Below are 24,242 nucleotides of genomic sequence, written 5' to 3'. Positions count from 1 at the left end.
TCCTTAAACCGGCATCTGCATGATGTCTTGGTAAGCCTGAACCAGCTTGTTACGCACCTGGGTCAACGCCTGGAACGAAACGCTGGCCTTTTGCGAGGCGACCATCACGTCGGTGAGGTCCACGCCGCTCTTGCCGATCTCGAACGCGTTGGCCAACTGGCTGGAAGCTTGCTGGGTGTCACTGACTTTGTTGATGGCCTGGCCGAGCATGTCGGCGAAGCTGCTTTGGCCCAATTCCGGCGCTGGCGCGACGGATTTCGGTTGAGCCATGGCATCCATTTGCATGGAGCGCATATCCAACATCAACCGATTGAACTCAATACCCTGGCTCATGAACTTCTCTCTCCGACAACCCGCATTTTTTTTGACGCTACGCCGCACTTACTAGGGGAGGTAGCAACAAGGGTGCCAGCTCTGGTTCAACTCGTAAGAAAAGGCGACAAACCTTGTCGGCCTCGATACTAATCAGGTGGCGAACAGATACGCCTCGACATCCATCCCCGCGTCACGCATCTGCGCCAGCTTGTAGCGCAAGGTGCGCGGGCTGATGCCCAGGCGCTCGGCGGCCTCTTTGCGACGGCCACGCTCGGCGCGCAGGGTGTCGATGATCATCTGGAATTCGCGGCGACGCAGGTCGTCGCCCAGCGCACCGGCGGTTTCGGTGTCTGCCACCACGGGCGCCGGCGCCAAGGTTGGCAGCGGCGCGGCCCCGCTGCCCATGGCCAGGCAGAAATCCTGGGGCTGGATCAGGCCGCCCTGCTGCAGGATCAGCGCACGCTGGATGGCGTTGTCGAGCTCCCGCACATTACCCGGCCACGGGTAGGCGATCAGGCAGGCCTGGGCCTCAGCCGACAGCCGCGCCTGGGCGTGCTTCATTTTTTTGACGTGGTTGTTCAGCAGGCGCTCGGCCAGCGGGATGATGTCCGCCGGGCGTTCGCGCAACGGGCGCCAGGCCAGGGGGAATACCGACAGACGGTAGAACAGGTCTTCGCGAAAACGCCCCGCCGCCACTTCGCCCGCCAAGTCACGGTTAGTCGTAGCAACCACACGAATATCCAGCTGGATCGGCTTGCGGGCGCCGACGCGCTCCACTTCACGCTCCTGCAGCACCCGCAGCAACTTGGCTTGCAGGCCCAGGGGCATTTCCGAAATTTCATCGAGCAGAATGGTGCCGCCGTCAGCCTGCTCGAACTTGCCCGCCTGGGCCGCGATGGCGCCGGTAAAGGAGCCTTTTTCGTGACCGAACAGCGTGGCTTCGAGCATGTTGTCGGGGATCGCCGCGCAGTTGATGGCGATAAACGGCTGCTTGGCGCGGGTCGATTGCTGATGGATGTAGCGCGCCAGCACTTCCTTACCGGTGCCGGACTCGCCGGAAATCAACACAGTGGAATCGCTGCGCGCCACGCGGGCCGCCAGCTCCAGCAATTGCGCACTGGCCGGTTCGAAGGCAATCGGACCCTCGCCGTCAGTGGCCGGGATTACACCCAGGGCATGCCGTGCAACCAGCTCGATCAAGGCTTTGGGTTCGAAGGGTTTTACCAGGTAATCCGCCGCACCCTGGCGCATGGCATCGACCGCACGCTCGACGGCACCATGGGCAGTCATCAGCAATACCGGCAACTGCGGCTGACGCGCACGCAGCAGGCCGAGCAACTGGTGCCCGTCCATGCCGGGCATGTTCACATCGCTGACCACCAGGCTGAAGGACTCCTGCTCCACCGCCTCCAAGGCGTCTTCGGCAGAACCGACCGCCCGGTAGTCATGGCCCGCCAACAGCAGCGTGTCAGCCAATGCTTCACGCAGGGCGCGATCGTCTTCCACCAACAGAACCTTGATTGCCATAGCCTTCCTACTCCGCGCTTGCCGCGCATGAAAACAGCGGCAAGGTCATCAATGCACAGGTGCCCCGCCCAACCCGGGAGTGCAATTGCAATTCTCCCTGATGAGCACGTGCCACTGCCTTGACCACGGTCAGGCCCAGGCCGGTGCCGTTGGTCTTGGTGGTGAAAAAAGGTTCGCCCAGACGCTGCAACACGGCGGGCTCGATACCGCTGCCGCTGTCGCTGATGCACAGGCGCAGGTTTTGCTCGCGGTTGTACAGGTGCACCTTGAGCCGCGCCCCTGGGCCGCTGGCCTGGGTGGCGTTTTCGATCAGGTTGAGCAGCGAGCCGACGAGGGTGTCACGGTTGCACAGCAGTTCACCAAGGTGGCTGTCGCACTGCCAACGCACGTGCACGTCTTGAATATGGGTGGCGGCCGCCGCTTGCAGGGCCTGCATCAACTCGGCCGGCGTGATGCGGTCGGTCAGCGGCAATTCGCCACGGGCAAACACCAGCATGTCGCGCACCTGATGCTCCAACTCGTGCAGGCGCTCCTTGAGCCGCCCGGCAAACCGCTGGTGGGTGGCGGCAGGCAATTGTTCGTCAGTCAAATGACTGGCGTAGATCAGCGCCGCCGACAGCGGCGTGCGGATCTGATGCGCCAGAGAAGCGACCATGCGCCCCAGCGACGACAGACGCTCGTGCCGCGCCAACTGGTCTTGCAGGTGACGGGTTTCAGTCAGGTCATTGAGCAACACCAACTGGCCCGGCTCCGCGTCCAGGGAACGGGTGGCGATGGACAAACGGCGGCCGTCTTTCAGGGAAATTTCGTGACCGTCGTCTTCACGCGGCGCAAAGCAGCGGGTGATGACATGCCGCCACAGTTCGCCTTCCAGCGGCAGGCCCAGCATGTCGCAGGCCGCCGGGTTGGCTTCGCGCACGCGGCCTTCTTCGTCGATGACAATCACGCCACCGGGCAGCAGCGACAGCAGGTTTTGCAGACGGTTGGCCAGGCGTTCCTTCTCGGCCAACTCTTCCATGCGCTGGGCACTGACCACGGCCAACTCGCCTTTAAGCTCGGACACACGGGCTTCGAGCAGGCTGTAGGAGTCGGTCAATTGACTGGACATCTGGTTGAACAGCGAAAAAGCCTGTTCCAGGCCTTGGCGGCTTTGCTGTTCTACAGAGGGAACCAGCCCTGCAATGGCAGGACTGGAAGCGTGTTGGGCGGCGTGGGGCATCATGCTCTCTCGCTGGCTGACCGTCAGTTAAACGGAACGTTGCGAGGGCTGTAGCAATACCCGTGCCGAAAAAAAACCACTGAAGTTTCAGTGATTTAAAAAACAGGCGTCAATCATCCGCCTGTTCGTCACCTTCTTTGCGGCTCATGCCGTACTTGCGCATCTTCTCCACCAGGGTGGTTCGACGAATGCGCAGGCGCTCGGCGGCACGGGCGACGATGCCGTTGGCGTCGTCCAGGGCTTGTTGGATCAGACCCTGTTCGAGGTTGCCGAGGTAGTCCTTCAGGTCCAGGCCTTCGGGCGGCAGCATGGCGGTCGAACCGAAGTCCGGGGTATGGCCGTTGATGGCCACCCGCTCTTCCATGTCGCTGCGCAGGCTGTCGACCAGTTGCTCGTCTTCGTCGTCGACGTAGCGGAATTTCTTCGGCAGCTCGACCACGCCGATCACACCGTAGGGGTGCATGATCGCCATGCGCTCCACCAGGTTGGCCAGCTCGCGCACGTTGCCCGGCCAGCCGTGGCGGCACAAGGACATGATCGCGGCGGAATTGAAGCGGATCGAACCGCGCTTTTCGTGCTCCATGCGCGAGATCAGCTCGTTCATCAGCAACGGGATGTCTTCCACGCGCTCACGCAGCGGGGCCATCTCGATCGGGAATACGTTGAGGCGGTAGTACAGGTCTTCGCGGAAGCTGCCGACCTCGATCATGCTCTCGAGGTTCTTGTGGGTCGCCGCGATGATGCGCACGTCGACGCTCTGGGTCTTGTTACTGCCCACGCGCTCGAACGTACGCTCCTGCAACACGCGCAGCAGCTTGACCTGCATCGGCAGCGGCATGTCGCCGATCTCGTCGAGGAACAGGGTGCCGCCGTTGGCCAGCTCAAAACGCCCGGCACGGCTGGTGATCGCCCCGGTAAAGGCGCCCTTCTCGTGGCCGAACAATTCGCTTTCAAGCAGCTCTGCCGGAATCGCCCCGCAGTTGACCGGCACAAAGGGCCCGTCGCGGCGCTTGGAGTGATAGTGCAGGTTGCGCGCGACCACTTCCTTGCCAGTGCCGGACTCACCGAGGATCAGCACACTGGCGTCGGTATCGGCCACTTGCTGCATCATCTGGCGCACGTGCTGGATGGCACGACTGGTACCGACCAGGCTGCGGAACAGGTTGGGCTCGCGGTGACGACCGCGCTCGCGGGCCTGGTCATACATCTCGCGATAGACCTGGGCACGGTGCAGGGAATCAAGCAATTTGCTGTAGCTGGGGGGCATTTCCAGGGTGGAAAGCACTCGGCGGCGCTGGTCTTCCGGCAGGTCGACAGAAGAAATATCGCCCATTAGCAACACGGGAAGGAACTCATCCCAGGTGGACAGTGTCTTTAACAAGCCCAAAACAGCACCAGGAGCGTTCACCGTCCCGATCAGCACACAAATGACTTCACGGCTCGATGACAATGAGCTGACCGCCTGCTGCCAGTCATGGCTGCCGCAGGGCAAATTTTCTTCGCCAAGAAAATTCAAAATCACCGCTAAATCGCGGCGGCGGACGCTATCGTCATCAATCAGCAGAATTTTGGTTTCACGCCACATGCAATAGCAACTTCCCTAGTAAAACTTCCTGCCCCGATGTGAGGGCAATCGAGACGCCTGTAAGACTTTGTACCTTACTAGACGTCTGAAATCTGAAAACAGCACTAGTTAAGTCAAAAATGCTGGCACAGTCAAATATATGACGCGCCGTTCGGACTAACTGAGCCCATTCAGCCGAACAGATGGTAAACCTTTGACGCGTTTTTAGCTTGGTTGATCTGCGACATCTCTTCGAAAATCGCCTGGCGCTCGCCAGTCGTCACCTCAAGCAATTGCTGGTACACCGCCAGCAGGCTCTCAAGCTTTTCACGCAACGCATCCTCATCGACCGGCGCTTCACTGAGCACCTCGTCGATGACATGACGACAGCCCAGGTCCAGTTCGCCAATGGCGTCCCAGTTACGGTCCGCCAGCGCGCCGATCAGCGCCTCACGGGTTTCATCAATGCGTTGCAATGCTTGGCTCATGACGTGTTCCTCAAGGCCGATGGCCTTATTGTGCGGCGGTCTGTGGCGCGCCGATGGCATCCCAGCCTTCTTTCACGGTGATCAGCAAACGCGCGACTTCGTCGATCATGTCGGCGTCGTTGTGCAAATTGGCTTCCATCAAACGGTTGGTCATGTACGCGTACAGACTTTCCAGTTGCTGGACATAGGCTGGGTTTTCGCTTTTTTCGGCATCCAGTCCGTCGCGCAAGCCAATAATAATGTCCACAGCTTTGCCAAGCATCAGGCCCTTCTGCGCAACATCTCCACGAGCCAATGCACCTTTAGCCTGCGCCATGCGGTCAAGGCCGCCTTCCATCAGCATTTGCACCAGGCGATGCGGACTAGCCTCAGAGATCTGGGCATGGGAATTGACCTTCTGGTATTGGCGAAGGGCTCTCATGGGATTCATGTATCTACCTCGTGACAGGCATATCGAAAAAGTTTTCTGTTACCAATATGTCGTCCGGAGCATAAAAAGCTTTAGGTGGCTCTCTAAGCGATGCTAATGACTCCGGAGCAATATCAATTGTTCTTCTGGTTGTTCAAAGCGTTGAGCGTCCCAAGGATGTTGTTACTTTGCTGGCGAATTTGCGCAACCAGGGTGTCCATGGCGTTGTACTTGTCTTGCAAACTCTTTTGCAAAGCAGTCATCCGCTCATCCAAAGCCGACTGCTGGGTCACCAAGTCTTTCAGACTGTCGGACAAGCTCGTCGAACGAGTAGCAAGAATACCCGTTGCAGGCTTGGCGTAATCATCGGTTGCCGTCTTCAGGCGAGCGAGCAGGCCGGTCTTGCCAGTGAAGATACTGTTGATATCGGCTGCGTTATTGACCATGGCAGCGTCCCACTTTTTGTCATCCATCACCAACTGGCCAGTGGTCGAGTTGGTACTGATGCCAAATTGAGCCAGGGATTTCAACGCCCCAGTCCCTCCCAGCGAATTGAATTCATTGCGCAGCGCTGTCTGCAGGGTACGCATCGTCGAATCGCCGGTGAGTGTTGACGCCGTGGTTGTGCCATCCGGGTTTTTCGTAACTTTAGTCTCTGCCGTCATCGCCGTCAGCAAGGCATTGTAGGTGTCGACAAACCCTTTGACCCCAGACTTGAGTGTCGCAGTGTTAGTACTCACCGTGATCAGCGTAGCAATAGGTTTGCTTGTATCACCGGTTGTCGGGAACGGAGACGGCGAGAGCAATTTGATGCTTACACCACTTAACGCATCGGAGATGTCGTTGGTCTTGGACGTCGCTGGAATACCGTCGATGCTGTATTTGGCGTCTTTTGGCGTATCAACCACCGTGGAGCCGACGTCCAGGCCGGAATTACCGGACAATGTCAGGTCCGACCCAACCCCCATGGTGGTGGACGTCAAGATCAGACGCGAGCCACTGGAGTCAGTCAGGACGTTGGCACTCAAGCCTGCCGTCGCGAATTGAGTGTTGATGGAATCACGCACTTGTTGCAGGGTCGCTCCTGGCGGCACACTCACATCGAACTTCTTGCCCGACTGCGTGATCGTCAGCGTTGTCGCCTGATCACTTGCATTGACGACCGATTGAGGGCCCGCTGCAAACGTCTTGCTTGACAACTTGGAAGCCACTGCCAGGTTATCGACTACCAGCCTGAAACTACCGTTGGAGGCAGTATTACTCGCCTTCATGGTGGCGACCTTTTCATCCGAAGATGAGCCGGTAAGACCAGTAAAGCTGGCACTATTGGTCATTGTGTCTAGAGCGCCGCGGAAAGCATCCAGAGCAGCCTGAATTTTGCCGATCGAAGACAGCGTGGTGGTCGCTTTCTGCGTTTGGGTATTGATCTGAGTCTGCTTGGGTGCTCTCTCGGAGTCCACCAAGGACTTCACAATCGCTTGCGTATCGATATTCGAACCAATACCGCTAACCGTTGAACCCGCCATCATCTTTCTCCTAATCGGTGGCTGCCGTTTTCTTGACTAACAACACTTCAAGCCTCGACAGCAACAAGTTTCATGCCAGCTCAGGCTTTGTCATCAAACAACACATGGCTTGCACTGGACAAGCTCTGAGCCAGTTTCAATGCTGTTTCCGAGGGTATCTGGCGGATCACTTCACCGCTTTCAGTGGCAATGACCTTGACCACAACCCGATGGGTGGAATCATCAATGGTAAAATCCAGTTTACGCTGGGCCGCTTGTACGAATTCGCGTATGTCGGTCACCGCTTTTTCCAGATCGGCTCGCTCAGGCTCGCCTCCAGATGGTGCTACCGCCCCTACTTTTGCCTTCTCTTTGTCAGCCGCAATGACATGTGCCACTGCACTCTGAGGTGCAACCGGTGGATAAGACTGGTTCAACTTCACACTCATGTCCATGTCCAATCTCCTCTACAACTGAAAAGACGAAAGGGCACGTAAACGCGCCCTTCCGTCAGTTACCAAGCGCGCTGATTACTGAAGCAGTTTCAGTACAGCGGATGGCAGTTGGTTAGCCTGCGACAGGATCGCAGTGGAAGCCGACTGCAGAGTTTGTTGCTTAGTCAGTTCGGCGGTTTCAGCAGCGAAGTCGACGTCCTGAACAGTGGAACGTGCAGCGGTGGAGTTCTTCTGAATGTTCTGCAGGTTATCTACAGTAGTGGTCAGACGGTTCTGGGTAGCACCCAGACCGGAACGCACGCCGTCGATGGTGCCGATGGCTTTGTCGATAACAGCCAGGGCATTCTGAGCGTTGGTAGAGCTGGTGACGTCAGTCTGAGCAACGCTGGTTTTGGTCGATGCGGTAACGGCACCGAACACACCGGCGGCGCTTGTGCCGGTCAGCGAATAGCCGCTGGCCGAATCCAGGTTGACAGCACCAGTAGCGATCACGGCGTTGGCAACCGCCACGTCGGCACCGAACTTGCCCGAACCATCTTTGGTAGCGACAGTCACCGAAGCACCAGCAGTCACAGCGCTGAACGCGATGTTCTCACCCGAGTCGGATTTTACAGTCAGTACATCTTTGGACTGATCGTAGCTAACGCTGATGCCAAGCTTGGCAGCGTTGGACTTCAGTTGGTCAGCCAGGTTGGCGTTGCTGGTAACACCGATGAAGTCGACCTTCTGGCCACCCACATCCATGGTGAAAGTAGCAGGAGCAGCAGTAGCGGCAGTCTTGTCGACCTTGAACTGAGCTTCAGTGCTGGCAGTAGCGGTCAGGCCACCGATCGCGCCGTTCATGCCTTTGGCGATGTCTTTAGCCGAAGCGTTGGCAGCAACGTCAACGTCTGCGGTTTGACCGTTACCGGTCACGGTGATTTTGCCAGCTACAGCCAGGATGGTGCCGGACTTGATTTGCTGCGAACCGATGTTGTTCGCTGCAACGTTGTCCAGGCTCAGGTTGATGGTTTCGTTAGCGTTGGCGCCAACCTGAATAGCTTTGGTACCGTACGAACCGTCCAGCAGCTTCTGGCCACCGAAAGTAGTGGTCTGGGCGATACGGGTCAGTTCCGAAGTCAGGGCCTGGTATTCGTCGTTGTTCGACTTACGGTCGTCAGGGCTCAGGGAGCCGGTTGCCGAGGACAGAGCCAGGGTACGCATTTTTTGCAGAATGTCGGTCGAAGCCTGCATTGCGCCTTCAGCGGTCTGCGCGATGGAGATACCATCGTTGGCGTTTTTAACTGCTTGACCCAGACCGTTGATTTGGCTGGTCAGGCGGTTGGAGATCTGCAGGCCGGCAGCATCATCTTTGGCGCTGTTGATACGCAGACCGGAAGACAGGCGCTGCATGGAAGTGGCCAGGGAGCCGCCAGCTTTGTTCAGGTTGCCCTGAGTAGTGATCGAAGCAATGTTGGTGTTTACTGTTAAAGCCATGACGAAATCCTCGTTGGATGGATACTGCGGCTTCCGGCCCTGGCAACCGCCGGGTGTGGCCTGAGAACCTACGTAATAGTTATCGTCGTGGTAGCCGGTTGCTTGAGGATTTTTTTTGTTTTTTTTGCTGGCGTCGTGCCACCCCTTGCAATTCAAGGGTTTACGCGAGCTCCAAAGCCCGATTTCATTGGGTTTTTTGGCGCCAAATAAAAAACGCCGATGATCTTTCGATCATCGGCGTTTTTTGTGGACGCTATCAAGGCATCAAGGGCGATAGAGAATTGCCGAGCCCCACGACAGGCCCACACCAAAACCGCTGATAGCCACCCGCTTCCAGGTGGCGTCCATCACGTGCTTTTCCAGCAGCAACGGAATGCTCGACGACACGGTGTTGCCGGTCTCGACCATGTCCTTGATGAACTTGTCCACCGGCGCATCTTCAAAACGTCGCGCCACGGCATCGACAATCGCCGCACTGCCCTGGTGAATGCAGAAGGCATCGATCTCGTCCGCCTTGAGCTGCGACTCATCGAGCAACTCGTGCAAGTGCGCCGGCACCTTGAGCAAGGCGAAGTTGAAGACCTGGCGACCGTTCATGAAGAACACGCCGTCGCTGACCTTCAGGTGCGGCGCACCGGAACCGTCGGTGCCAAATTTGGATTTGCCCAGCAACCAAGACGCGTCTTCGCCCATCCAGGTGGCGGTGGCGGCATCGCCGAACAGCATGGTGGTGTTGCGATCTTCCGGGTCGACGATCTTCGAATACGGGTCGGCAGTGATCAGCAGGCCGTTTTTCAGGCCGGCAGCTTCCATGAAGCCCTTCATTGCGTAGATCCCGTAGACGTAGCCGGAGCAGCCCAGGGAAATATCAAAGGCCGCGACGTGGGTCGGCAAGCCGAGCTTGTCCTGGACGATGGCGGCCGTGTGCGGCAGCCCTTCTTCATCACCGTTCTGGGTGACGACGATCAGCGCATCGATGGACTCGCGCTTCAAATCCGGGTTATTGGCAAACAAAGCGTTGACCGCCTCGACACACAGATCGGAGGTTTCCTGCGCGGCATCCTTGCGCGGCAGGAACGCCGAGCCGATCTTGCCAATGATGAATTCTTCATCCTTGGCGAATTTGGCACCCTGGGCGTAGTTATCGATCCCGTCTGCCGGCACGTAACTGGCGATGCTTTTTATGCCAATCATTGTGGCTTCCCAATACTAAATAGCTGGAGAACACCCCTGGGCCACGCCCGGAGTGCTGACAATAAAGGGGATAACCCCATAAAAATCTCGCTGAAAGCCGCCTCGCAAGGACCCTGTGACGACTTATCCTTTTCACACGATACAGTGAAGATGCGCTTTATGACTCACAGGTCACTCAATTTTGTGTGCTTTATGCAAAACCTTCAAACAATTAAATCCCAGAAACGACAACGGCCCGCCCTGTTTCCAGGGCGGGCCGCTTGATGTAGTGCCACTTACATCTTGTTGAAGAGGCTCAACTGGGCGATTTTCACAAAAGCCAGCTGAGAGGCTTGGAGCATGGTTTGCTGCAATGCCAGGTTGATCGCTGCTTCGCCCATGTCGATGTTGGCCAGGTCGCTCATGGTGCTCTTGTTGGCCGTGCCAATACTGGTGTTTTCCGCAGATTGGATATCCAGTGCGTTCATGCGCGCACCGATGGAGCCGCGCACGTTATCCAATTGTGTGCGGGAGTTGGCAAGGTTGCTCAAAGAAGCATCCAGAGTGTCCTTGAGCTTGACTTGTGCAGCCGGGTTACCGTCCGCCGGCTCTTCCAGGGCCTGGCGCAATTGGCTGAGGGTATCCAAGGCACTCTGTGTTTTTTTGGTGCTGGCCCCCACAGCGAACTGATCGCCGGCAGACGGCGTTCCTAGAGGAGTGCCGCCACTTATATCAAACGTGATGCCGGCTGCAGTAACGGTGGTCGCCCCTCCGGTGTCACCGCTGGCAATCGCCTTGCTGTTGGTTGTGTAGGGCTGGGCATACACTTCATAGGCGGTGGAACTGGTGAATTTGATCACCGCACCGCTATTAGGGAAAGTGCTGGCATAGTCTGCCTGACTACTGACTCGGGCACCTGTCAACTGGACGGTTGAGAGGTTGCTCGGGGTTCGTGAAACACTGAAGGTATCCGGCTTGGTCTCCAGGGTAAAGGCACGATCCTTGACCAACGCATCAGATTCCGCACCAGGCGTGACACCTTTGAGGTTCAAGGAGATTTCAAACTTCACACCACGCAGCGCAACAGTGGAACTGCCCTCTTTGGTGGAGTCGAATGTGCCGTTGCCGGGAATTTCAGATGTGACATCGTTGCCATCTTTGTCCGACACCTTGTACTGGGTACTGCTGGTAAAGGTCAGCTTGTAGGGTTGGCCATCAGCAAATTTGCGGGTGTAGTCAGTGCCCGAGGTGACCAACCCAGCGGACAGCGAAACCTTGTTGTCATTGACCGCTGGCGGAGCCGGCGGGACAGTAGCCGGCTGAATCCACTTGGCTTGCGTACGCCCAGAGTTGACCGCACCTTCCAGGACATTTTTACCGGTGTCACCTGCAGCGACGTTCAGGGTGTCAGACACTTGCAGGCTCAAGGGCGTTTCGTCGCCTTGATAACTGTAAGTACCATCGCTGTTACGAGAATACGGCGGTGTCTGAGTCGTTGACCCGGAAAATATATAGTTGCCAGACGAGTCCTTGCTGTTGAGCAGACCTAATACCTGATCCTCGATGGCACCGACTTCACTGGCAATGGACTTGCGATCGGCGTCACTGACTGAACCGCCCGCACGGAGCGCCAACTCACTGGCGCGCTGCATGGCGTCGTTGATTGCATCAAGCACACTTTGCTCGTTTGTCAGCGAGTTTTTCAAGCTGGTGATGTTGCCATTGAACTGACCCAGCATGTCCTTCTGCTGCTGCAACATCAGCAGGCGCGCCGCTGCAACCGGATCATCCGCAGCAGTTTGCACGCGTACGCCGGAACTCGCCTGATCCTGAGCCTTAACCACACCGGAGTAGTTCTCCGTGTACTTGGCGGAGCTGGTTTCAAAATACTGCTGTGTAGAAATACGCATCGTCCCAGACTCCTTTAAAGGGCATTGATCAGTGTGCTGAAGGTTTCTTGCGCAGCTTTGATAATCTGCGACGACGCGGTGTAGTACTGCTGAAACTTGATCATGTCGCCCGCCTCTTCATCCAGGTTGACCTGGGAGACCGAGTTGCGCGCATTCTTGTTGGCGGTCAGCAGCGCCCCGGTGGCCGTGCTGTCGGTACCGGCCGAAGCGGCCTTGGCGCCGACCGTCGAGACCAACTTGCTGTTGGCCCCCACCAGGCTGGTGCCGCCGCTGCCATCGGCCGCCGTGCCTACAGTCGCCTTGGTCTGCAGGTTGATCAGTTGCTGAGCGTTGCGATTGTCGGACTTGCCGGAGGCATTGAACGAGAACGTCGTGCTGTCGCCGTTGGCCGGCGAACCGCCCACCGTGGTGTCGAAACTGAAGCTCTTGGCCGGCACCACCAGGGCACCGTTGGCATCGCGCATCGGCACGTTGATCGTGACCTTGTTGCCCTGCCCCGGAACAATGCTGCCGGTGCCGATCGGGTTGCCCTGGGCATCATTGAGTGTGTACGGCTGGGTGCCGTCGGCTGCCGGCTTGCCGAATACCATCTTCACCGGCATCGAATGTTCAATCCCCGTGCGCAACTGGGCAGTGGCGGCGCCGCCCTGGATATCCAAAGGCACCGTCAGGGTCGGCGGGGTAAACGTGCCGGTACCTTCGTTGGTCTTACTGGCCTGCCCGGATAGTGGCGCGGCAAAAGCGATCTTGTTCGGATCCGTCATCACGGTGCCAATGTCCTTGGCACCATTGGCGGTCGGGCTGACCTTGAAGCTGTCCCCGGTAGCCATCGGCCCCTTGCCGTCGAGCGCCAACGTGAAACCATCGATCACGGCCGGTGGCGTGGCGGTGACGTCAAACGTCCCCATGGCCTTGCCATCGGAACGCACCACGGTGACGTTGTTCGGGTTGGCGCTGTCGTTGAAGGTGACCTTGTAATCGAAATTGGTCAGCTTGCTGCTGTCCTTGATCGACACGTTCAGGTTGCCGGAACCCGCGCTGTTGCCACCCGAAGCCTGGCTGCGCTGGGCAATGGCCGCGGCGCTGTTGATGTCCTTGAACAGCGAGCTGCCGAACTGGCCGTTGAGGTCCAGGCCCTGGCCCAACTGGTTGTTGATGGTGTCTGCGGTGGCGATGGCGATGCGCCCCAGGTCATTGATGGCAGGCATCAGGACATCGCTGCGATAACGCAACAGACCACCGATGCTACCGCCGCTGAGCACGTTGCCCAGATCGAGCGACTCACCGCCGCCCACGTTGAGCTGGATGGTGAACTGGCTGGTGTCGTTCTTGCTCGGTACGGCGGAGATGGTGTTGAACTGGTCACCCAATACCAGCGACTGGCCGGAACCGGTGCTGACGCTGAAGATGCCATTCTTCTCGGTGGCGGTCACGCCGACCAATTCGTTCAGCGAACGCACGGCTTCGGCACGCGCGTCCAGCAGGTTGGCCGGGGCCGTGTTCGACGAACCCTGCACCTGGGCGATCTGCTTGTTGAGCGAGGCAATGGACGACGTCAGCTTGTTGACCTGGTCACTCATCGACGACAGCTGGCTGTTGATGGTTTCTTTCTGCTGGCCCAACTGTGTAGAGATCGAGTTGAAGCGATTGCTCAGCGCCTGCGCCTTGGTGATCAACACCTGGCGGGCCGAGACATCGCTCGGGTTGGCCGAGGCAGTCTGCACGGCCGAGAAGAACTCACTGAGCACAGCCGACATACCGGTGGTCTTGTCCGACAGGGTCTTGTCGACAGCGCTGACCTGGTCGAGGTAAGCCTTGGCATCGCTGTTGAGCGAGGTGCTGTTCTGGTAGGCCGCGTCGAGGAACTCGTTATACACCCGGCGCACATCGGCCAGGGTGGTACCGCTGCCGATGTACACACCACCGTACTGGTTGGCCGCACTGGCGTTCTGGGTGGTCTGCTGACGCGAATAACCCGGAGTATTGGCGTTGGCAATGTTATTACTCAAGACCGACAGCGATCCTTGAGAGGCATTGAGCCCTGACATCCCGATACTGAGCAAACTCATGGTTCAGACCTTATAAATGTGTGGTTGCGCCAGCGGCAGCGTAATTCTGGTAACTGTCCATCGTTTTGGCGATCTGCGAAATCTTGCTGGCATAGGCCGGGTCGGTGGCGTAACCGGCTTTCTGCAACTCGCGTACAAACTGTTCCGGGTTGTCGGCCGATTTGATGACTTCTTTATAGCGATCATTGCTTTGCAGCAAGGTCACCAGGTCGTGGAAGCTGTCCTGGTATGAGGCGTAGGAACGGAACTGCGCCGTTTCCTTGACCATCGCCCCATCCCGGAACTCGCTGGTGATCGCACGTGCCTGGCCGCCCTGCCAACTCTGGCCGGCCTTGATGCCGAACAGGTTGTGGCTGCTGCTGCCGTCTTCGGCGCGCATCACCGATTTACCCCAACCGGTTTCCAGGGCGGCCTGGGCCACCAGGTACTTCGGATCGACACCGATGCGCGCGGCGGCCGCCTTGGCCATCGGCAACATGGTGGCGACAAATTCATCCTGTGAGCTGAAGGCCTTCTTCGCCGGCGCCAAGGGTGGCTGGGCCACGGCGCGACCGTAGACCTGCATGCGCCCGCTCGGCACGGCGAAGGTGCGCGCGCTGCTGTTGATCACGTTGTCATCGGCCACGCTGTTACGCAGCGGCGCGCTTTTGGCATCGATAGCAACGGGCGCGTTCGGCACGATGCCGGCCAGCAGGCGATCGGTCAGCTTGCTCGGCAAGGCGATGCGACGCTGGTTCATCAGCTCCATGTCGTTGCTGTGGGACGCCGCGGCGCCGGCCTGCGGCTCAGCCACTCGGTACGCCCACAACGGACGCTGGCCATTGGAGCGGCCCAGCGGCCCTTCGGCCTGGGTGCCGGCCGCAATCTCGGTCGGCACATCGACTTTCTTCTCAGGCGTGGTACCTGCCGGGCCCTGCAAGGTGGCGGCCTGGGCCTCCACCGGCTTGTTCTTCTGCATCTGGCGCATCAGCACGTCGGCCAGGCCGATACCACCGCCCTCGCGGGACATCGAGACGGCCAGCTGCTGGTCGTACATTTCCTGGTATTGCTTGGCGGCCGGCGTGTTCATCGGGTTGTCTTTACCCAGCGCCTCGGTAGCCGAACGCATGGACTTGAGCATCTCGCTCAAGAACAGCGATTCGAACTCCTGCGCGACCTTGCGCATGTTGCCTTCGCTGTTCTTGTCGGCACCGACCTTGAGCTGGTTAAGCCGGTTCAGGTCGGAGTAAGACCCCGAATCCGCCGTGCTGCTGATCCCGCTCTTGCGCATATCCATGACCATGGCCTCAGATCACGATCAGGTCGGCTTGCAAGGCGCCGGCCTGTTTCAATGCTTCGAGGATCGCCATCAAGTCGCCAGGCGCTGCGCCCACCTGGTTCACCGCGCGGACAATCTCGTCCAGGGTAGTGCCAGGGCCGAACTTGAACATCGGCTTGGCTTCTTGCTGGGCATTCACCCGCGAACGCGGCACCACCGCCGTCTGGCCGTTGGACAACGGGCCAGGCTGGCTGACGATCGGGTCTTCGGTGATGGTCACGGTCAGGCTGCCGTGGGTCACGGCCGCAGGCGAGACCTTGACGTTCTGGCCGATCACGATGGTGCCGGTGCGCGAGTTGATGATGACTTTGGCCACGGCCTGGCCAGGGTCGACTTCAAGGTTTTCCAGGATCGACAGGTAATCGACGCGCTGGCTCGGGTCCAGCGGCGCCGTCACACGGATCGAGCCGCCGTCGATGGCCTGGGCCACGCCCGGGCCGAGCATGTCGTTGATCTTGTCGACCACGCGCTTGGCGGTGGTGAAGTCGGAGCGGTTGAGGTTCAGGGTCAGGCTGTTGCCCTGGTTGAAACCACTTGGCACGGTACGTTCAACCGTGGCGCCGCCCGGGATACGCCCGGCCGACGGCACGTTGACGGTGATCTTCGAACCGTCGCGACCTTCGGCGTCGAACCCGCCGACCACCAGGTTGCCCTGGGCGATGGCGTAGACGTTGCCGTCGATACCCTTGAGCGGCGTCATCAGCAAGGTGCCGCCGCGCAGGCTTTTCGAGTTACCAATGGACGACACGGTGATGTCCACCATCTGACCCGGTTTGGAGAACGCCGGCAGGTCGGCGCTGATCGACACTGCCGCGACGTTTTTCAGCTGCACGTTGCCCGACCCCGCCGGCACCTTGATGCCGAACTGCGAGAGCATGTTGTTGAAGGTCTGCAGGGTGAACGGGGTCTGGGTGGTCTGGTCACCCGTACCGTTGAGCCCCACCACCAGGCCATAGCCGATCAACTGGTTGGAACGCACGCCGGAAATGCTGGCGATGTCCTTCAGGCGTTCGGCCTGGGCGACAGCGCTCAAGGAAAGCAGGAGTGCGGCCGCCATCAGCTGTTTGAAGTTCAAAGTGGCCACCTAGAAAGGGAACAGCGGGCTAAGGAAGAAACGGTCGAACCAGCCCGGCTGACTCGCATCAGCAAACGAACCCGTACCCGAGTAGGTAATGCGCGCATCGGCAATCCGTGTGGACGGCACGGTGTTGTCGGTGGAGATGTCATCGGCGCGGACCATGCCGGCAATGCGCACCAGCTCATCGCCGGTGTTAAGGGTCATCCACTTTTCACCGCGCACGGCGATGATGCCGTTGGGCAATACGTCGGCCACGGTCACCGTGATCGAACCGGTCAGGCTGTTGCCCTGCCCTGCCGCGCTCTTGCCGTTGGTGGCACGATCGCCGCTGTAGCCGGCGCTGAGGCTGAGGTCGCCGTCACCCAATGGATTATTGGTGTTGGGCACCGCGCCGAACAACGAGGTCAGGCCGAGGTTGGCCTTGCTGGTCTTGCCGATCTGCGAGTTAGCGTTCTTGCTGGCCTGGGTGCGCTCGTTCAGGGTGATGGTGATGATGTCACCGACCCGGAACGCCTTACGGTCGCTGTACAGGTTCTGTTCGAAACCGGCCTGGTAGATCGAGCCATTATTGGCAGCCGCCGGCAACGGCGTGCGTGGCAACACCGGCGCGTAGTACGGGTCATTGGGTTTTGGCGTCGGGGCGACACAGCCCGCGAGCACGGCAATCCCACTCAATGCCAGAACAGAAACATAGCGATTCATGACCCTTACCTCACGGTGTTGCAGGCGCCCTCAAGAGCGCCTCATAGACTTGATTACAGATTCTGCGTTACGAACGAAAGCATCTGGTCGGCGGTGGAAATCACCTTGGAGTTCATCTCGTAGGCGCGCTGGGTGGTGATCATGTTGACCATCTCCTCAACGGTGCTCACGTTGGAAGTTTCCAGGGTGCTTTGCAGCGTGGTGCCGAAACCATTCAGGCCAGGGGTGCCGATCTGCGGCGCGCCGCTGGAGGCGGTTTCCAGGAACAGGTTGTTGCCCATCGCCTGCAGGCCGGCCGGGTTGATGAAGTCGGCGGTTTGCAGGTTGCCGATCACTTGCGACGCCGGGCTGCCGGCCACGGTGATGGACACGGTGCCGTCGTTGCCGACGGTGAAGGTCTTGGCGTCGGCGGGGACGACCACGGCCGGTTCCAGGGCAAACCCGTTGGCGGTGACGATCTGGCCATTGGAGTCCAAGTGGAACGTACCGTCACGGGTGTAGGAAGTGGTGCCATCCGGTTGCAGGATCTGGAAGAAGCCACGGCCGTTGATGGCCATGTCCAGCGGCTGGCCGGTCTGCTGCAGGTTACCGGCGCTGAAGTTCTTCTGGGTGCCGACGATCTGCACACCGGTACCCAATTGCAGGCCCGACGGCAGTTCGCTGTCCTGGGTCGACTGGGCGCCCGGCTGCTTCTTGATCTGATAGAGCAAGTCCTGGAACTCGGCACGGTCACGTTTGAAGCCCGTGGTCGACACGTTGGCCAAGTTGTTGGAAATGGTGGTCAGGTTGGTGTCCTGGGCGGACAGGCCTGTTTTGGCAACCCATAGAGCCGGAAGCATGCTGTTCTCCTTCGTGCGCCTGTTTGTTGGCGCTGCGCTGCAAAATTAGTAGTGGGTCAGTGACGCGGCGATCAGCTCATCTGCATGACGCGCGTCATGGCCTGGTCGTCTTCCTTGGCGCTGTTCATCATCTTGATGTGCAGCTCGAACTGCTTGGAAAGCGCCAGCACCGCGGTCATTTCTTCCACGGCATTGACGTTGCTCGCCTGCAGGAAACCCGAGGTCAGCGTAACGTTCGCGTCAGCCTGGGCTGGCTGGCCATCCTTGGTGTGGATGGTGCCGTCCAAGCCTTTGTTCATGTTCTTCAGGTCCGGCTGGACCAGCTTGATGCGGTCCACTTCAGCCATCACCCGCGGGCCTTCGCCCATGGCGCGGATGCTGATGGTGCCGTCGGAACCCACTTCGATTTTCTGCTGTGGCGGCACGGCAATCGGACCACCGTTGCCCATGATCGGCATGCCGTTGCCGGCACGCAGCACGCCCAATGCGTCGACGTTCATGCTCGCGCTGCGCACGTAGGCTTCGCTGCCATCCGGGGTCTGCACGGCCATCCAGCCATTGCCGTTGATGGCCACGTCCAGGTCCCGACCGGTTTCGATCATGGCGCCAGGGGTGAAGTCGGTGGCTGGGCGCTCGGTCATGGCAAACGCCCGCGCCGGAAAGCTGTCACCGAACACCGGCATCGAACGCGCCTGTTCCAGGTCACGTTGAAAACCGTTGGTGGAAATGTTCGCCAGGTTGTTGGCATGGGCCTTCTGCGCCAGAGCATTCTGGCTGGCGCCGGTCATTGCCACATAAAGGTACTTGTCCACGCTCTTTCCTCTTTCTGACGGACGCTTGCCGCCCACCGCTGTACTGATGAGGCTTAAGCAATTTGCGAACCAACTTTTGAAAAGAACGAGAAGTGCAGGCGGGGCGGGGGTTTGCGGCGAGGCGTGAGGAATGCCGGGTTGAGCGCGAGTCGAAAAAACGGCGGACTACTGCCGCCTGCGGCAAACGCCGTCCTTGAAAACGACAAAGATCAAATGTGGGAGGGGGCTTGCCCCCTCCCACCTTGGGTTATTTATCGCTCTTCAGGATTTCGTAATCGCGCAGTTTATTGGCGATGGTGGTGTGGGATACCCCCAGTCGCTTACCCAACTGCCGGCTGCTGGAATGCTCGGCGTACAAGGCTTCCAACACCGCTTTCTCAAACCGCCCGACGATGTCTTCCAGGCCACCTTCCAGGGAGAAGTCGCCAAGCGGCTGACGCACGCCATAATCGGGCAAGCGGATATGCTCAACCTTGACCATACCGCCGTCGCACAACGACACCGCCTGGAACAGCACGTTTTCCAGCTGCCGCACGTTGCCTGGCCAGTGGTAGTGACTCAGGCGATCCATCGCGGCGGGAGCCAGCTTCGGCAGCGGGCAGCCGATTTGCCGGCTGGCCTGGTCGAGAAAGTGCTCGACCAAAGGCCCCAGGCCGTCAAGGCATTCGCGCAGCGGCGGGATATGCAGGGACAACACATTGAGGCGGTGGTAGAGGTCCTGGCGGAATTCGCCACGGGCACACAGCTCGGACAAGTCCACCTGGGTCGCGCAGATCACGCGCACGTCCAGGTACACCTCTTCATCACTGCCTACACGTCGGAAGCATCCATCCTGCAAAAAACGCAGCAACTTCACCTGTAGCCGCGCGCTCATCTCCCCGACACCATCGAGAAACAGCGTACCGCCCGCCGTCAGTTCCAATAGCCCCAACTTGCCTTCGGCCCGTGCGCCTTCGAACGCGCCGGGACCGTAGCCGAACAGCTCGGTCTCGGCCATCGACTCTGGCAAGCCCGCGCAATTAAGCGCCATCAACGGCGATTGCCCACGCGGGCTGGCCAAGTGACAGGCGCGCGCCAGCAGTTCCTTGCCGGTGCCGGTTTCGCCTTCTATTAATAGAGGCGCATCCAGCGGCGCCATGCGCCGGGCTTCGCGCACCACGGCGGCCATGACTTTGGAGCTTTGGAAGATGCTGTCAAAGCCACGCAACTCCTGCTTACGCACGTTGTAGATGCGCTCACCCACGCGGTCGGCGCGGTGCAGGGTCAACACGGCGCCGGCCATGGCCTCGCTGTCATCATGCTCGGACGATTGCAGCGGCGCGATGTCCGCCAGGAACACGTCGCCCTTGACCTTGACCCGCAGCCCGTTGATCCGCGATTTACTGGCGCGCACCAGCTCCGGCAAGTCGAAGTCCTCGGCGTAGCGCGACAACGGAATCCCCGGCACCTCATCCACCCGCACCCCGAGCAACTGCGCCGCCGCGCGGTTGGCGGCGACGATAGAGCCGCCCATATCGATGGACAGTACCGGGAACTCCAGCGCGCCGAGCAGTGCATTGAGCTCCATATGCCGACGCTCACTGGGCATCAGCCCTACCCTTTTGACCCCGAACACCCCGGCAATCGCCTCGAACTGCGGGCGCAGCGCCTGGAACTGCATGTTCACCAGATTCGGGCAAAACAGGTAGATGGCATTGCCATGCTCACCGCCGACCTCGCCCTTGGCGACGTTGACGCCGTATTCCACCAACAGGTTGAGGATGTCCCGCAGGATGCCGATGCGGTTCTGGCAGTGCACTTTGATACGCATGAAGAGGCCCGAAAATTGGGGAGGCGCCGCGTCTTTTTTTCGCTGGGCGCAGATAGTCGTCAAGATTATGTGACAGCTTTCAGGCTTTTCCCAGCCCAATGCAGCGGCCAGCCTCACAAGCGTAACGAATACTTTACGGAAAATGGTAAATTTTCCTACGCAACACCGTTTTAAACGGGTGGAATCCGGCCGCGCACGGGTTATCAATAAGCTCATCGCAGGACATAACAAGAACGAATGCCTAGCAGGAGAGCCGTATGAAGCAGACGCAGTACGTGGCCCGCGAGCCCGACGCGCAAGGTTTTATCCACTACCCGCCAGAAGAACACGCGGTGTGGAATACCCTGATTACTCGCCAGTTGAAAGTGATCGAGGGTCGCGCCTGCCAGGAATACCTGGACGGCATCGATAAGCTCGGCCTGCCCATGGACCGGATTCCGCAACTGGGCGAAATCAACAAAGTGCTGGCCGAGACCACGGGATGGCAAGTCGCCCGCGTGCCAGCACTGATCCCCTTCCAGACCTTCTTCGAATTGCTCGCCAACAAGCAATTTCCGGTGGCAACGTTTATCCGTACCCGCGAAGAATTGGACTACCTGCAAGAGCCGGACATTTTCCACGAGATCTTTGGCCACTGCCCGCTGCTGACCAACCCATGGTTCGCCGAATTTACCCACACCTACGGCAAGCTCGGCCTGGCGGCCAGCAAGGAGCAGCGGGTGTACCTGGCGCGCCTGTATTGGATGACCATCGAGTTCGGCCTGGTGGACACCCCCGAAGGTCGGCGCATCTACGGTGGCGGCATTTTGTCGTCGCCCAAGGAGACGGTGTACAGCCTGTCGTCCGAGCCTGAACATCAGCTGTTCGACCCGCTGGAGGCGATGCGCACGCCCTATCGCATCGACATTCTGCAACCTTTGTACTTCGTGCTGCCCAACCTCAAGCGGCTGTTCGAAGTGGCCCAGGAAGACATCATGGGCATGGTCGAGCGCGGCATGCAGCTGGGTCTTCACGCTCCAAAGTTTCCACCCAAACCCAAAGCGGCTTGAACCTTACATCTTGAGGCCAGGTGAGTCTGTTCCCTGGCCCCGCGTTGCTTTAGGGTGACGCTACTGACCTTCAACATTCGAATTCAGGACACCCCCATGACCACCTTGAACCAAGCCCACTGCGAAGCCTGCCGTGCCGATGCCCCTCAAGTCAGCGACGAAGAACTGCCGGTACTGCTCAAGCAGATCCCCGACTGGAACATCGAAGTCCGTGACGGTGTGATGCAATTGGAAAAGGTCTTCCTGTTCAAGAACTTCAAATTTGCCCTGGCCTTCACCAACGCCATGGGTGAAATCTCCGAGGCCGAAGGCCATCACCCAGGCCTGCTCACCGAGTGGGGCAAAGTCACCGTGACCTGGTGGAGCCACTCCATCAAGGGCCTGCACCGCAACGACTTCATCATGGCCGCGCGCACCGACGAAGTGGCCAAGGACGCCGAGGGCCGCAAGTAATGCATTTCGATGCCATTGGCCGCGTACCCGGCGACCCGATCCTCGGGCTGATGGACCTGTATGCCCAGGACACCAACCCGAACAAATTCGATCTGGGTGTTGGCGTCTACAAGGATGACCAAGGCCTGACGCCCATTCCGCACTCGGTCAAGCTGGCCGAGCAGCGCCTGGTCGATACCCAGGCCACCAAGACCTACATCGGCGGCCACGGCAACGCCGCGTTCGGCAAGCTGATCAGCGAGCTGGTACTCGGCGCGGACTCCGCGCTGATCCGCGAACGCCGTGCCGGCGCCACCCAGACCCCAGGCGGCACCGGCGCCCTGCGCCTGAGCGCCGACTTCATCGCGCAAAACCTGCCTGGTCGCGGCGTATGGCTGAGCAACCCGACCTGGCCGATCCACGAAACCATCTTCGCCAAGGCCGGCATTCCGGTCAGCCATTATCCTTACGTGGGCGCTGATAACCGCCTGGACGTGGCGGCGATGCTCGCCACCCTGTCCACTGTGCCCAAGGGCGACGTCGTGCTATTGCACGCCTGCTGCCACAACCCGACCGGTTTCGACCTGTCACAGGATGACTGGCGCCAAGTGCTGCAGATCGTGCGCGAACGCCAGTTGCTGCCGCTGATCGACTTTGCCTACCAGGGCTTTGGCGACGGCCTGGAGCAGGACGCCTGGGCGGTGCGGCTGTTTGCGGCCGAGTTGCCGGAAGTGCTGGTCACCAGTTCCTGCTCGAAGAACTTCGGCCTGTACAGCGACCGTGTCGGCGCATTGATCGTGTGCGCGGCGGATGCCGAGAAACTGACGGATGTGCGCAGCCAGTTGGCTAACACGGCGCGTAACCTGTGGTCGACGCCACCGGATCATGGCGCCGCAGTGGTGGCGACCATCCTGGGCGACGCCGAGCTGAAAACGCTATGGAGCGACGAGGTCGAAGCCATGCGCTCGCGCATTGCACACCTGCGCTCCGGACTGGTGGAAGCGTTGGCACCCCATGGCCTGTCGGAGCGATTTGCACACATCGGGGCGCAGCGTGGGATGTTCTCCTACACCGGCTTGAGTGCCGAGCAGGTTAAGCAACTGCGGGAGAAGCACAGCGTGTACATGGTGAGTTCGGGGCGGGCCAACGTGGCGGGGATAGATGCGACGCGATTGGCGTTGCTGGCTCAAGCCATCGCCGACGTCTCCAACTGAAGAAACCGAGTCAAAACTGTGGGAGCTGGCTTGCCTGCTCCCACAGTTTGACCTTGTGAATCCTTTAACCTGCGACCATTTCTGCTTTCAGCAGAGCCTCTTTGGCCTGCGCATCCGCCAACCGATACAACTCGATACTCCCATCCCAGTGCTCGATCAATGCCGTGCACGACTCCACCCAATCCCCGCAGTTGAGGTAATCCACCTCGCCCACCTTGCGAATCTCCGCATGGTGGATATGCCCGCACACCACGCCGTGCAACTCGCGCTTGGTCACTTCGTGGGCGATGGCTTCTTCGAAATCACTGATGAAGTTCACCGCTGTCTTGACCTTGTGCTTGAGGTACGCCGACAGCGACCAATAGCCATAGCCATAGCGCGCACGCCAATGGTTCAGCCAACGGTTCAGCGTGAGGGTGAACTCGTAGGCTGAGTCGCCAAGGAACGCCAGCCAGCGGTGGTAGCGGGTGATCACATCAAACTGATCGCCGTGGATCACCAACAAATGCCGGCCATCGGCAGTCACGTGCACGGCCTCGTCCACCAACTGGATATTGCCCAGGATCAGCTTGGAATAGCGGCGCAGGAACTCGTCGTGGTTGCCGGTGACGTAGATCACCTCGGTGCCGCGCTTGGCCATGGTCAGCAGGCGACGGATCACGTTGGTGTGGGCTTGGGGCCAATACATCCCGCCGCGCAGCTTCCAGCCATCAATGATGTCGCCGACCAGGTAGACCTTGTCCGCGTGGTATCCCTTGAGGAACTGCGACAAATGTTCGGCCTGGCAATCCCGGGTGCCCAGGTGCACATCGGAAATCCACAGGGTACGAACCCGTTGCTTGCGGCTGGGCTTGGTGAATTCGGCACTGGTCATGGGC

Annotated in this window: 22 protein-coding genes; 3 read left to right on the top strand and 19 right to left on the bottom strand. The window is 59.5% G+C overall.

Annotation, left to right across the window (positions count from 1 at the left end; translation table 11 throughout):
- Positions 1-3: 3 nt before the first annotated feature.
- From fliE to CWC48_RS19110, 18 genes are all read right to left on the bottom strand, one after another.
- The gene (gene fliE, locus CWC48_RS19195) at positions 4-333 is read right to left on the bottom strand and encodes a flagellar hook-basal body complex protein FliE (protein WP_015885194.1); all 330 of its coding nucleotides are present in this window, start codon (positions 331-333) and stop codon (positions 4-6) included.
- 132 nt (positions 334-465) lie between these two features.
- A complete protein-coding gene (locus CWC48_RS19190; protein ID WP_100492399.1) occupies positions 466-1,842 on the bottom strand; it encodes a sigma-54 dependent transcriptional regulator in 1,377 nt (458 codons plus the stop codon).
- A 7-nt stretch (positions 1,843-1,849) separates the two neighbouring features.
- Positions 1,850-3,061, bottom strand: a complete 1,212-nt coding sequence (locus tag CWC48_RS19185; RefSeq protein WP_100492398.1) for a PAS domain-containing sensor histidine kinase — start codon at positions 3,059-3,061, stop codon at positions 1,850-1,852.
- Positions 3,062-3,170: 109 nt separating this feature from the next.
- On the bottom strand, positions 3,171-4,646 hold the full coding sequence (locus CWC48_RS19180) for a sigma-54 dependent transcriptional regulator (protein ID WP_033900748.1): 1,476 nt from the start codon (positions 4,644-4,646) through the stop codon (positions 3,171-3,173).
- A 170-nt stretch (positions 4,647-4,816) separates the two neighbouring features.
- A complete protein-coding gene (locus CWC48_RS19175) occupies positions 4,817-5,113 on the bottom strand; it encodes a flagellar protein FliT (RefSeq protein WP_078049623.1) in 297 nt (98 codons plus the stop codon).
- 25 nt (positions 5,114-5,138) lie between these two features.
- Positions 5,139-5,543: a flagellar export chaperone FliS gene (gene fliS, locus CWC48_RS19170; RefSeq protein WP_100492397.1), complete on the bottom strand. Its 405-nt coding sequence runs from the start codon at positions 5,541-5,543 to the stop codon at positions 5,139-5,141.
- Positions 5,544-5,656: 113 nt separating this feature from the next.
- Positions 5,657-7,048 (bottom strand): flagellar filament capping protein FliD, encoded by a 1,392-nt coding sequence (fliD, locus tag CWC48_RS19165; RefSeq protein WP_033900746.1) that lies wholly within the window; start codon positions 7,046-7,048, stop codon positions 5,657-5,659.
- 80 nt (positions 7,049-7,128) lie between these two features.
- Positions 7,129-7,482: a flagellar protein FlaG gene (locus CWC48_RS19160; protein WP_100492396.1), complete on the bottom strand. Its 354-nt coding sequence runs from the start codon at positions 7,480-7,482 to the stop codon at positions 7,129-7,131.
- A 75-nt stretch (positions 7,483-7,557) separates the two neighbouring features.
- Positions 7,558-8,958 (bottom strand): flagellin, encoded by a 1,401-nt coding sequence (locus tag CWC48_RS19155; RefSeq protein WP_100492395.1) that lies wholly within the window; start codon positions 8,956-8,958, stop codon positions 7,558-7,560.
- Between the two features lie 264 nt (positions 8,959-9,222).
- Positions 9,223-10,152 carry a ketoacyl-ACP synthase III gene (locus CWC48_RS19150; RefSeq protein WP_078049628.1) on the bottom strand — a complete coding sequence of 310 codons (930 nt, stop codon included), beginning with the start codon at positions 10,150-10,152 and terminating at the stop codon, positions 9,223-9,225.
- A gap of 275 nt (positions 10,153-10,427) precedes the next feature.
- On the bottom strand, positions 10,428-12,041 hold the full coding sequence (locus CWC48_RS19145; protein ID WP_100492394.1) for a flagellar hook-associated protein 3: 1,614 nt from the start codon (positions 12,039-12,041) through the stop codon (positions 10,428-10,430).
- A 14-nt stretch (positions 12,042-12,055) separates the two neighbouring features.
- Positions 12,056-14,110 (bottom strand): flagellar hook-associated protein FlgK, encoded by a 2,055-nt coding sequence (gene flgK, locus CWC48_RS19140; RefSeq protein ID WP_100492393.1) that lies wholly within the window; start codon positions 14,108-14,110, stop codon positions 12,056-12,058.
- Between the two features lie 10 nt (positions 14,111-14,120).
- Positions 14,121-15,392, bottom strand: coding sequence for a flagellar assembly peptidoglycan hydrolase FlgJ (gene flgJ, locus CWC48_RS19135; RefSeq protein ID WP_100492392.1), 1,272 nt, complete (start codon positions 15,390-15,392; stop codon positions 14,121-14,123).
- Between the two features lie 4 nt (positions 15,393-15,396).
- Positions 15,397-16,485 (bottom strand): flagellar basal body P-ring protein FlgI, encoded by a 1,089-nt coding sequence (locus tag CWC48_RS19130; protein ID WP_177409549.1) that lies wholly within the window; start codon positions 16,483-16,485, stop codon positions 15,397-15,399.
- A 27-nt stretch (positions 16,486-16,512) separates the two neighbouring features.
- Positions 16,513-17,208: a flagellar basal body L-ring protein FlgH gene (gene flgH / locus CWC48_RS19125; RefSeq protein ID WP_028617341.1), complete on the bottom strand. Its 696-nt coding sequence runs from the start codon at positions 17,206-17,208 to the stop codon at positions 16,513-16,515.
- A 53-nt stretch (positions 17,209-17,261) separates the two neighbouring features.
- The gene (flgG, locus tag CWC48_RS19120; protein WP_094951600.1) at positions 17,262-18,047 is read right to left on the bottom strand and encodes a flagellar basal-body rod protein FlgG; all 786 of its coding nucleotides are present in this window, start codon (positions 18,045-18,047) and stop codon (positions 17,262-17,264) included.
- Positions 18,048-18,118: 71 nt separating this feature from the next.
- Positions 18,119-18,859, bottom strand: a complete 741-nt coding sequence (locus CWC48_RS19115; protein ID WP_078049631.1) for a flagellar basal body rod protein FlgF — start codon at positions 18,857-18,859, stop codon at positions 18,119-18,121.
- A gap of 247 nt (positions 18,860-19,106) precedes the next feature.
- Complete coding sequence (locus CWC48_RS19110) at positions 19,107-20,669, bottom strand: sigma-54-dependent transcriptional regulator (protein WP_078049632.1); 1,563 nt, start codon at positions 20,667-20,669, stop codon at positions 19,107-19,109.
- Between the two features lie 257 nt (positions 20,670-20,926).
- Between CWC48_RS19110 and phhA the strand changes: the two genes are divergently transcribed.
- The 3 genes from phhA (at position 20,927) to CWC48_RS19095 (ending at position 23,364) form a co-directional block, all read left to right on the top strand.
- Complete coding sequence (phhA, locus tag CWC48_RS19105; protein WP_078049633.1) at positions 20,927-21,718, top strand: phenylalanine 4-monooxygenase; 792 nt, start codon at positions 20,927-20,929, stop codon at positions 21,716-21,718.
- Positions 21,719-21,814: 96 nt separating this feature from the next.
- On the top strand, positions 21,815-22,171 hold the full coding sequence (locus CWC48_RS19100) for a 4a-hydroxytetrahydrobiopterin dehydratase (RefSeq protein ID WP_010208721.1): 357 nt from the start codon (positions 21,815-21,817) through the stop codon (positions 22,169-22,171).
- Complete coding sequence (locus CWC48_RS19095; protein WP_100492390.1) at positions 22,171-23,364, top strand: amino acid aminotransferase; 1,194 nt, start codon at positions 22,171-22,173, stop codon at positions 23,362-23,364. Before CWC48_RS19100 ends, CWC48_RS19095 begins: the two co-directional genes overlap by 1 nt.
- Before the next feature lie 64 nt (positions 23,365-23,428).
- On the opposite strand, the gene CWC48_RS19090 is transcribed toward CWC48_RS19095, so the two are convergent.
- Positions 23,429-24,238 carry a UDP-2,3-diacylglucosamine diphosphatase gene (locus tag CWC48_RS19090; protein ID WP_069077942.1) on the bottom strand — a complete coding sequence of 270 codons (810 nt, stop codon included), beginning with the start codon at positions 24,236-24,238 and terminating at the stop codon, positions 23,429-23,431.
- Between the last annotated feature and the right edge of the window lie 4 nt (positions 24,239-24,242).

This window comes from Pseudomonas sp. S10E 269, assembly GCF_002798465.1.
In the GTDB taxonomy this organism is placed as follows: Bacteria; Pseudomonadota; Gammaproteobacteria; order Pseudomonadales; family Pseudomonadaceae; genus Aquipseudomonas; species Aquipseudomonas pergaminensis.
The sequence above is the reverse complement of the archived record's forward strand: the minus strand, read 5'-3'. Positions and strand labels throughout refer to the sequence as shown.

Excerpts from the sequence above, each read along its gene's own strand:
- fliE (WP_015885194.1), bottom strand. The coding sequence starts at position 333 with ATGAGCCAGGGTATTGAGTTCAATCGGTTGATGTTGGATATGCGCTCC.
- CWC48_RS19190 (WP_100492399.1), bottom strand. The coding sequence starts at position 1,842 with ATGGCAATCAAGGTTCTGTTGGTGGAAGACGATCGCGCCCTGCGTGAA.
- CWC48_RS19185 (WP_100492398.1), bottom strand. The coding sequence starts at position 3,061 with ATGCCCCACGCCGCCCAACACGCTTCCAGTCCTGCCATTGCAGGGCTG.
- CWC48_RS19180 (WP_033900748.1), bottom strand. The coding sequence starts at position 4,646 with ATGTGGCGTGAAACCAAAATTCTGCTGATTGATGACGATAGCGTCCGC.
- CWC48_RS19175 (WP_078049623.1), bottom strand. The coding sequence starts at position 5,113 with ATGAGCCAAGCATTGCAACGCATTGATGAAACCCGTGAGGCGCTGATC.
- fliS (WP_100492397.1), bottom strand. The coding sequence starts at position 5,543 with ATGAATCCCATGAGAGCCCTTCGCCAATACCAGAAGGTCAATTCCCAT.
- fliD (WP_033900746.1), bottom strand. The coding sequence starts at position 7,048 with ATGGCGGGTTCAACGGTTAGCGGTATTGGTTCGAATATCGATACGCAA.
- CWC48_RS19160 (WP_100492396.1), bottom strand. The coding sequence starts at position 7,482 with ATGGACATGAGTGTGAAGTTGAACCAGTCTTATCCACCGGTTGCACCT.
- CWC48_RS19155 (WP_100492395.1), bottom strand. The coding sequence starts at position 8,958 with ATGGCTTTAACAGTAAACACCAACATTGCTTCGATCACTACTCAGGGC.
- CWC48_RS19150 (WP_078049628.1), bottom strand. The coding sequence starts at position 10,152 with ATGATTGGCATAAAAAGCATCGCCAGTTACGTGCCGGCAGACGGGATC.
- CWC48_RS19145 (WP_100492394.1), bottom strand. The coding sequence starts at position 12,041 with ATGCGTATTTCTACACAGCAGTATTTTGAAACCAGCTCCGCCAAGTAC.
- flgK (WP_100492393.1), bottom strand. The coding sequence starts at position 14,110 with ATGAGTTTGCTCAGTATCGGGATGTCAGGGCTCAATGCCTCTCAAGGA.
- flgJ (WP_100492392.1), bottom strand. The coding sequence starts at position 15,392 with ATGGTCATGGATATGCGCAAGAGCGGGATCAGCAGCACGGCGGATTCG.
- CWC48_RS19130 (WP_177409549.1), bottom strand. The coding sequence starts at position 16,485 with ATGGCGGCCGCACTCCTGCTTTCCTTGAGCGCTGTCGCCCAGGCCGAA.
- flgH (WP_028617341.1), bottom strand. The coding sequence starts at position 17,208 with ATGAATCGCTATGTTTCTGTTCTGGCATTGAGTGGGATTGCCGTGCTC.
- flgG (WP_094951600.1), bottom strand. The coding sequence starts at position 18,047 with ATGCTTCCGGCTCTATGGGTTGCCAAAACAGGCCTGTCCGCCCAGGAC.
- CWC48_RS19110 (WP_078049632.1), bottom strand. The coding sequence starts at position 20,669 with ATGCGTATCAAAGTGCACTGCCAGAACCGCATCGGCATCCTGCGGGAC.
- phhA (WP_078049633.1), top strand. The coding sequence starts at position 20,927 with ATGAAGCAGACGCAGTACGTGGCCCGCGAGCCCGACGCGCAAGGTTTT.
- CWC48_RS19100 (WP_010208721.1), top strand. The coding sequence starts at position 21,815 with ATGACCACCTTGAACCAAGCCCACTGCGAAGCCTGCCGTGCCGATGCC.
- CWC48_RS19095 (WP_100492390.1), top strand. The coding sequence starts at position 22,171 with ATGCATTTCGATGCCATTGGCCGCGTACCCGGCGACCCGATCCTCGGG.
- CWC48_RS19090 (WP_069077942.1), bottom strand. The coding sequence starts at position 24,238 with ATGACCAGTGCCGAATTCACCAAGCCCAGCCGCAAGCAACGGGTTCGT.